9 protein-coding genes are annotated in these 5,950 nt (G+C 50.4%); 7 read left to right on the top strand and 2 right to left on the bottom strand.

What is annotated here, in order from left to right; genetic code table 11:
* Positions 1 to 5 precede the first annotated feature (5 nt).
* The 7 genes from JU82_RS12260 to JU82_RS09600 are packed head-to-tail and all read left to right on the top strand — an operon-like array spanning position 6 to position 4,943.
* Complete coding sequence (locus JU82_RS12260) at positions 6 to 68, top strand: HP0268 family nuclease (RefSeq protein ID WP_366921376.1); 63 nt, start codon at positions 6 to 8, stop codon at positions 66 to 68.
* Positions 68 to 1,369 (top strand): tRNA (N6-isopentenyl adenosine(37)-C2)-methylthiotransferase MiaB, encoded by a 1,302-nt coding sequence (gene miaB / locus JU82_RS09625; RefSeq protein WP_037949905.1) that lies wholly within the window; start codon positions 68 to 70, stop codon positions 1,367 to 1,369. The genes JU82_RS12260 and miaB overlap by 1 nt, the downstream gene beginning before the upstream one ends.
* Positions 1,362 to 1,985, top strand: a complete 624-nt coding sequence (locus JU82_RS09620) for a lysophospholipid acyltransferase family protein (RefSeq protein WP_037949902.1) — start codon at positions 1,362 to 1,364, stop codon at positions 1,983 to 1,985. The genes miaB and JU82_RS09620 overlap by 8 nt, the downstream gene beginning before the upstream one ends.
* 21 nt (positions 1,986 to 2,006) lie before the next feature.
* Positions 2,007 to 2,849 carry a tyrosine-type recombinase/integrase gene (locus JU82_RS09615; RefSeq protein ID WP_037949900.1) on the top strand — a complete coding sequence of 281 codons (843 nt, stop codon included), beginning with the start codon at positions 2,007 to 2,009 and terminating at the stop codon, positions 2,847 to 2,849.
* Positions 2,846 to 3,880, top strand: coding sequence for a hypothetical protein (locus tag JU82_RS09610; RefSeq protein ID WP_037949897.1), 1,035 nt, complete (start codon positions 2,846 to 2,848; stop codon positions 3,878 to 3,880). The genes JU82_RS09615 and JU82_RS09610 overlap by 4 nt, the downstream gene beginning before the upstream one ends.
* Entirely contained in the window at positions 3,877 to 4,401 is a 525-nt protein-coding gene (locus JU82_RS09605; protein WP_037949892.1) for a hypothetical protein, read from the top strand. The genes JU82_RS09610 and JU82_RS09605 overlap by 4 nt, the downstream gene beginning before the upstream one ends.
* On the top strand, positions 4,398 to 4,943 hold the full coding sequence (locus JU82_RS09600; RefSeq protein WP_037949889.1) for a hypothetical protein: 546 nt from the start codon (positions 4,398 to 4,400) through the stop codon (positions 4,941 to 4,943). The genes JU82_RS09605 and JU82_RS09600 overlap by 4 nt, the downstream gene beginning before the upstream one ends.
* 17 nt (positions 4,944 to 4,960) lie before the next feature.
* Here the strand turns inward: JU82_RS09600 and JU82_RS09595 are convergent, their stop codons facing one another.
* A complete protein-coding gene (locus tag JU82_RS09595) occupies positions 4,961 to 5,722 on the bottom strand; it encodes a pyrroline-5-carboxylate reductase (protein ID WP_037949886.1) in 762 nt (253 codons plus the stop codon).
* A partial coding sequence (gene fliW, locus JU82_RS09590) for a flagellar assembly protein FliW (protein ID WP_037949884.1) occupies positions 5,715 to 5,950 on the bottom strand: 236 nt, incomplete at its 5' end. The genes JU82_RS09595 and fliW, both read right to left, overlap by 8 nt.

The following is a 5,950-nucleotide window of genomic DNA, read 5'->3' as shown; positions in this document are numbered from 1 at the left end:
TTTATATGCGCGAAGTGCGCTACGGTCTCTCCGCTAACGAGTACATGTACGAGGTTCATATCCTCTAATGTCCAAAAAACTCTTTATCGAAACGCTCGGATGCGCGATGAACGTTCGCGATTCCGAGCATATGATTGCGGAGCTGAACGCGCAGGAAGGGTATGAACTCACGGACGACGCGCGCGAAGCCGACCTGATTTTGATCAATACCTGTTCGGTCCGTGAAAAGCCGGTTCATAAACTCTTCTCCGAACTCGGCGGTTTTAACAAGCTCAAAAAAGAGGGGGCCAAAATCGGCGTTTGCGGCTGTACGGCTTCCCATCTTGGCAAAGAGATCATCAAGCGCGCACCGTATGTGAATTTTGTTCTCGGAGCGCGCAACGTTTCCAAAATCGGGGAGGTGATCTACCGGGACAAAGCGGTCGAGATAGACATCGATTTCGACGAATCGCAGTTCGCCTTCAAAGATTTCCGCTCAAGCCCTTACAAAGCCTACATCAACATCTCGATCGGATGCGACAAGCAGTGTACGTTCTGCATCGTCCCCAAAACGCGCGGCGACGAGATCTCCATACCGGCCGATCTGATTGTCGCCGAAGCGCGCAAGGCCGCCGAATCGGGAGCCAAAGAGGTGTTTTTGCTGGGGCAGAACGTCAATAACTACGGCCGCCGCTTCTCCGGTCAGCATGAAAAAGTTAACTTCACCGAGCTGCTCCGCCGTGTGAGCGCGGTCGAGGGGATCGAGCGGATTCGCTTCACCTCTCCCCATCCGCTTCATATGGACGACGAGTTCATCGAAGAGTTCGCCCGCAACCCGAAAATCTGCAAATCGATGCACATGCCGCTGCAGAGCGGTTCGACCGAGATCCTCAAAACGATGAAGCGGGGATACAGCAAAGAGTGGTTTTTGAACCGTGCCGCAAAGCTGCGCGAGATGGTTCCGGACGTCAGTATCAGTACCGACATCATCGTGGCATTTCCCGGCGAGAGCGATGCGGACTTCGAAGAGACGCTCGACGTCATGCGCCGGGTACGGTTCGAGCAGATTTTCAGTTTCAAGTATTCTCCGCGCCCTCTTACTGAAGCGGAAGGCATGACCAATACGGTTGATTCGGAGATCGGATCGGACCGCCTCAGCCGTCTGCAGGCCTATCAGGACACGATCCTTGATGAGATCACCGCCGGTTACCTCGGCAAGGAGTTCGACGTCTATTTCGAAGAGCTCCGAAGTGACGGTTACGTAGCCGGACGTACGGACAACAATATCGTTGTCAAAGTAAAAGGCTCCGAAGAGCGGTTGGGTAAAATTTCCCGTGTCAAAATTACGGAGGTTTCCCGTTTAGTCCAATACGGAGAAATACTTGCGTAAGCAGCTCTTACGGACGCTGGCCCTCTGGATCATTCCCCCCGTCGGAGCGTTGTTGATACGGTTGATCTATCTGACCAGCCGCAAGCGTTTTCACCTTCCCAAAACCGTCCCCTCCGAGCCGGTCATTTTTGCATTTTGGCACGGTGATTTGCTCCTGCAGCCGTATCTGTATTACCGGTTTCGCAAAGTTCCCAAAGCCAACGTACTGATCTCCGATCATTTCGACGGGCAGATCATTGCGCGGATCATGCGTTATTTTAAGCTTGGCACCATTCACGGTTCAACGACCCGCGGCGGTGCGAAGGTTTTGATCCAGGGGCTCAAATCCCTCTCCGAAGGATACGATATCGGAATCACTCCTGATGGCCCGAAAGGCCCGCGTCACGTGATGAGCGACGGGGCCGTCGTGATGGCCCAGAAGCGCAACGCAAAAGTGATCGTTTTTCACTGCGTTCCCTCTTCGTACTGGCAGCTTTCCAGCTGGGACAGGTTCACGATTCCCAAACCGTTTGGAACGCTTGATTTTTATGCTTCCGAACCGATTGATCTGGAAGGGCTTGACATGGAAACGGCCAAAGCGCTGCTGAGAGAAAAACTGATGGAACGCGCTTTTTAGGCCGTTTCGCCAAGGCAAATAATGCAAGGGCTGTATCTGCGCAAAGAGGCATTCTTGAAATACCTTGATGGAATCCGGGGGTATTCGGCGTTGACGATTCGAAGCTATAACGATGCGTTGGACGAAATGATGCGGTACGCCGAAATCAGCACTGAAAAAAATGACCTCGCCATCAACCTGATGCCGCTTCGTCTGAAGATCGCGCCTCTCAAACCCAAAACCGTTTCCGCAAAACTCAGTGCGATCCGCAGTTTCGTCAAGTATCTTCGCCAAGAAGGGGTGTCGGTCGAGCTGCGCGGCGATGAAAGTATAAAGGTCCCTAAAACACTCCCCAAGCCGATTGCACATGAACATATCGTTCATGCGCTGAGCTATGCCGATCCGTTGTCCAAACTCGCCATCGTGGTGCTCTATACGATGGGATTGCGGATTTCAGAACTTTCCAATATGCGCATAGCGGACATTGCGGAGCAGTGGTGCCGGGTCCGGGGGAAAGGTGCCAAAGAAAGAGACGTGCCGATGCCCGAACTTGCCAAGTCGATGATCGGCGCATATCATGCGGCCCATCCCTCTAAAGAGTACGTTTTTGAGCTTGAAGGTCAAAAATTAAGCGAAAATAGTCTAAGATATATGATTACCAAGACATTCGCCGAGATAGGGATAAAAGTGACTCCTCATCAATTGCGTCATACTTATGCGACCGAACTGTTAAATAACGGTGCACGGATTGCCGATGTTAGCGAATTATTAGGTCATGCTAGTATGGCGACGACACAGATATATACCAAACTGGGAAATGCCTTGAAAATGGATCACTACCTTAAATCGCATCCGTTATGCCAAAACCGCGAGGACGCGGAGTGATCGGCTGGCTTTATCAAAAAATTTTTATTGCCGTCATTTCGTACGGAGAGAAGTACGAAGTCACGGTGACCTTCTACAAAGGCAAGAAACGTTTATCCAAAGAGACTAGACGGTACGAAGGGATGTCGGCGATCGAAGAGATTTCCCGTTACGTCCGAAAAATCATTGAAGAATCGCCTCTGCATTATATAGCCGTTTTGAATCCCGATCCCAATCAGGGAGCGCTTGAGGGGTGTTCGGTTCACGAGATCAACGACAGTGCAGAGATGAGCGGAACAAAAACGCTGTGCCGCAATCAAAAATGGATGTTGTACGCATCGGCCCGAGAACTCGAGCTGCTCAAGAAAAAATATGCAACGATCGGCCTTGATTTCGTTTTTTCCCCGTTTTCGGTACTGGAACGTTTTTATGCCGATAAAATCGGCGGCAAGCTGGCCCTTTTCGTGTTGGCGGAAAAAGATTCCATGAGCATCGCATTCTTTGAGGACGGAAAACTCGAATACGCGCATCATTACCCGTTGCACCGGCAGGAAGGGGAAATGGGAGCGGATGAAGGAAGCAACATCGGATTTACCATCGGAGTGGAAGAGGAAGAGCCGAGTCGCGGGATCAATCTGGACCAGATCGAGATGCTGGATGATTTGGAGATTATCGACGAACTGGATGATCTGAGCGACATTGAGGATCTTGATACCCTTGAAGAGATTGTCGAGTTCAGCGAAGAAGAAACGCTTTTCGAAGATACTCTGGTTCCGCTTCAGCCGGGAGGGGACACCAAAGAAGAGAACGACCGTTTCGGCGATGATTTTTACCGTTTCGAATTGATTGAAAAAACGCTTGCCCGCTTTTATGCGGGAGAACACTGTCGTAACCGGTTTGTCGAGACGGTATGGCTGGCGGACGGTTACGGAAACGGAAGCGAACTCAAGCGTTATCTCGAAGAGGAACTTTTTCTGAACGTCATGGTTCGTAAAATCGATCTTGCCGAGGAAGTGATTACCCTTTCACTGCTGGAAGAGGGGATGGCGTGAAGCACAGTTTTATTACCCCACGGCCGAAGAAACTCATTAGCACCGAACTAAAGCTGGTCTTTTTCTTTTTTACCGTCACGATCGCGATGCTGGCGGGAACCTACTCCTTTCTGGGCTATAAAACGTACAATTTCGCCTACGAACACAAAGCGGTCATAGCGCAGGAAAAAGGGCTGAACCGATCGATCGACACGATGGAAGAACAGATCAAGCTGATTGAAGCGGAAGTTAAAATCGCCGAACAGATAACCACCGATAATACGGTCATGAAAGAGAGCATACGCAACCTGTTCGATCTTGTGCCGGACGGAATTACCCTTTCCCGTGCCGATCTGGACGCCAAGTCACTGGTGCTGTACGGGACGACTCCGAACAAAGAGACGTATCAATACATGCTGGAAGCTTCGTTACGTTCCATCTTTCATCAAACCTATACCAGTTTTTACCCGATCGAAAACGGATGGTATCGGTTTGTATCGACCAATCATCTTGAGGATGAAAACACCGAGGAGCTGCAATGAACCGACAGACAATCATGCTGCTGACATTCTCTGTTCTGTTGATGATTGGAGTCATCGGATTTTCGTTTGTGCTGCTGATTCCTAAAGGAAAAGAGTACCGTACGCTTCGGCTGGAGAGCAAAAAAGAGTTTCAAAAACTCGATTTTGCGCAAAATCGGCATGATGAAGTGGCAAATAGGCTCAAAGAGCTTCAGGTACAGAATAAACGGATGATTACGGCGTTTAATACCCCTTTTCATCCCGAACGGTTTGAAAAACAGTATCGCAAAGAGTTTGATGATCTGTATTTAACCGAAGTGACGACGTTTGACAGTAACGGGACGTTTCGAACGTACGAAGTGAATGCGACGTCCAAAATCACCTCACCCCAAAGTTTTTATCACTTTTTGGAAAACGTCAATCAGGGAGAGTGGATCATACGGGTAAACTTTCCCATCCATTTTGAAAGAGACGGCGACAAAATCCGTTCGTCTTTTACGATGAGAGTGTACAACAATGAGGGAACGCAGCAAGAGGGAAGTAAAAAAGAATCGCAAAAATAAAAGAGGGGGAATCCTCTTTATTTGAGCGCTTTTGCTTTTTCGTGTGCTGCTCGGATGGCTTCCATGCAGGCGTTGCGGACACCGCTTTCTTCCATGGCGCCATATCCTGCCGCCGTTGTTCCGCCGGGGCTCATGACATTGTCTTTAAGAACGGCAGGATGGGTTTCCTGAATCAAAGCGCCGAAGCCTTTGAACAGTCCCCGCATCAATTCCACGGCGTCGCTGCGTTTCAATCCTTCGCGTACCGCGCCGTCGGTCAATGCTTCGGCAATCAGGGCCAGATATGCCGGTCCGCTGCCGGCAAGCGCCGTCGCGATGTCCAGCTCTTTTTCGCTGCCCAACCAAAGCGTCGAGCCGATGGTGTTGAAAAGCGCCATCGCCTGTTCCGAAATATCCGCATCTCCGACGAGAGACGTCATCGATGCCCCCGCTTCGGCGGCAAGATTGGGCATTGCGCGGCAGTAGCGGTGTGCGGGGATTTTTTTCAATGCGCTCAAAGGGGTTCCGGCCAGAACTGAATAGAGCGTTCGGGCTTCTCCGCGAAGGCGGGGAGCCACGTCTTCGAGATTGGCGGGTTTGACGCAGAGAATAACGGTTTTCCCTTGAATATCGGCATCGGCGTAGAGGGTTTTTTGCACGGGTTTTCCGAGAGCCTTTTCGAAACGCTCCAAGGCTTCATTTGTACGCCCGATCACTTCGATCGCATGGGTCGCATTCAGCCCTTTCGCGAGCGACAGCGCCATTTTCCCGTTTCCGACAAGGGTAATCGACTTATCCATTCTCGGATCCTTTGAGATAGTTTTTGATCGGCTCGGCAATGCTGAAATCGTTACGATCGTCGATAATGATCTGAGCCATTACCTGATTGTCGGTGTTAAAAATAAGCGGAGCGACGAAATTGACCGTTGAATTTTCAATCGGAGTTTGAACGATCATGATGTTGTAGATAAGAAGGTTGCTTTGCGGCGTGATTTCCATCAATGCCTGCAGTGAAGAAGGGATGTCAA

This window comes from Sulfuricurvum sp. MLSB (assembly GCF_000747095.1).
Taxonomy (GTDB): Bacteria; Campylobacterota; Campylobacteria; order Campylobacterales; family Sulfurimonadaceae; genus Sulfuricurvum.
The sequence above is the reverse complement of the archived record's forward strand: the minus strand, read 5'-3'. Positions and strand labels throughout refer to the sequence as shown.

Coding starts and splice junctions, on each gene's coding strand:
- JU82_RS09600 (WP_037949889.1), top strand. CDS start 4,398: ATGAACCGACAGACAATCATGCTGCTGACATTCTCTGTTCTGTTGATG.
- miaB (WP_037949905.1), top strand. CDS start 68: ATGTCCAAAAAACTCTTTATCGAAACGCTCGGATGCGCGATGAACGTT.
- JU82_RS09615 (WP_037949900.1), top strand. CDS start 2,007: ATGCAAGGGCTGTATCTGCGCAAAGAGGCATTCTTGAAATACCTTGAT.
- JU82_RS09595 (WP_037949886.1), bottom strand. CDS start 5,722: ATGGATAAGTCGATTACCCTTGTCGGAAACGGGAAAATGGCGCTGTCG.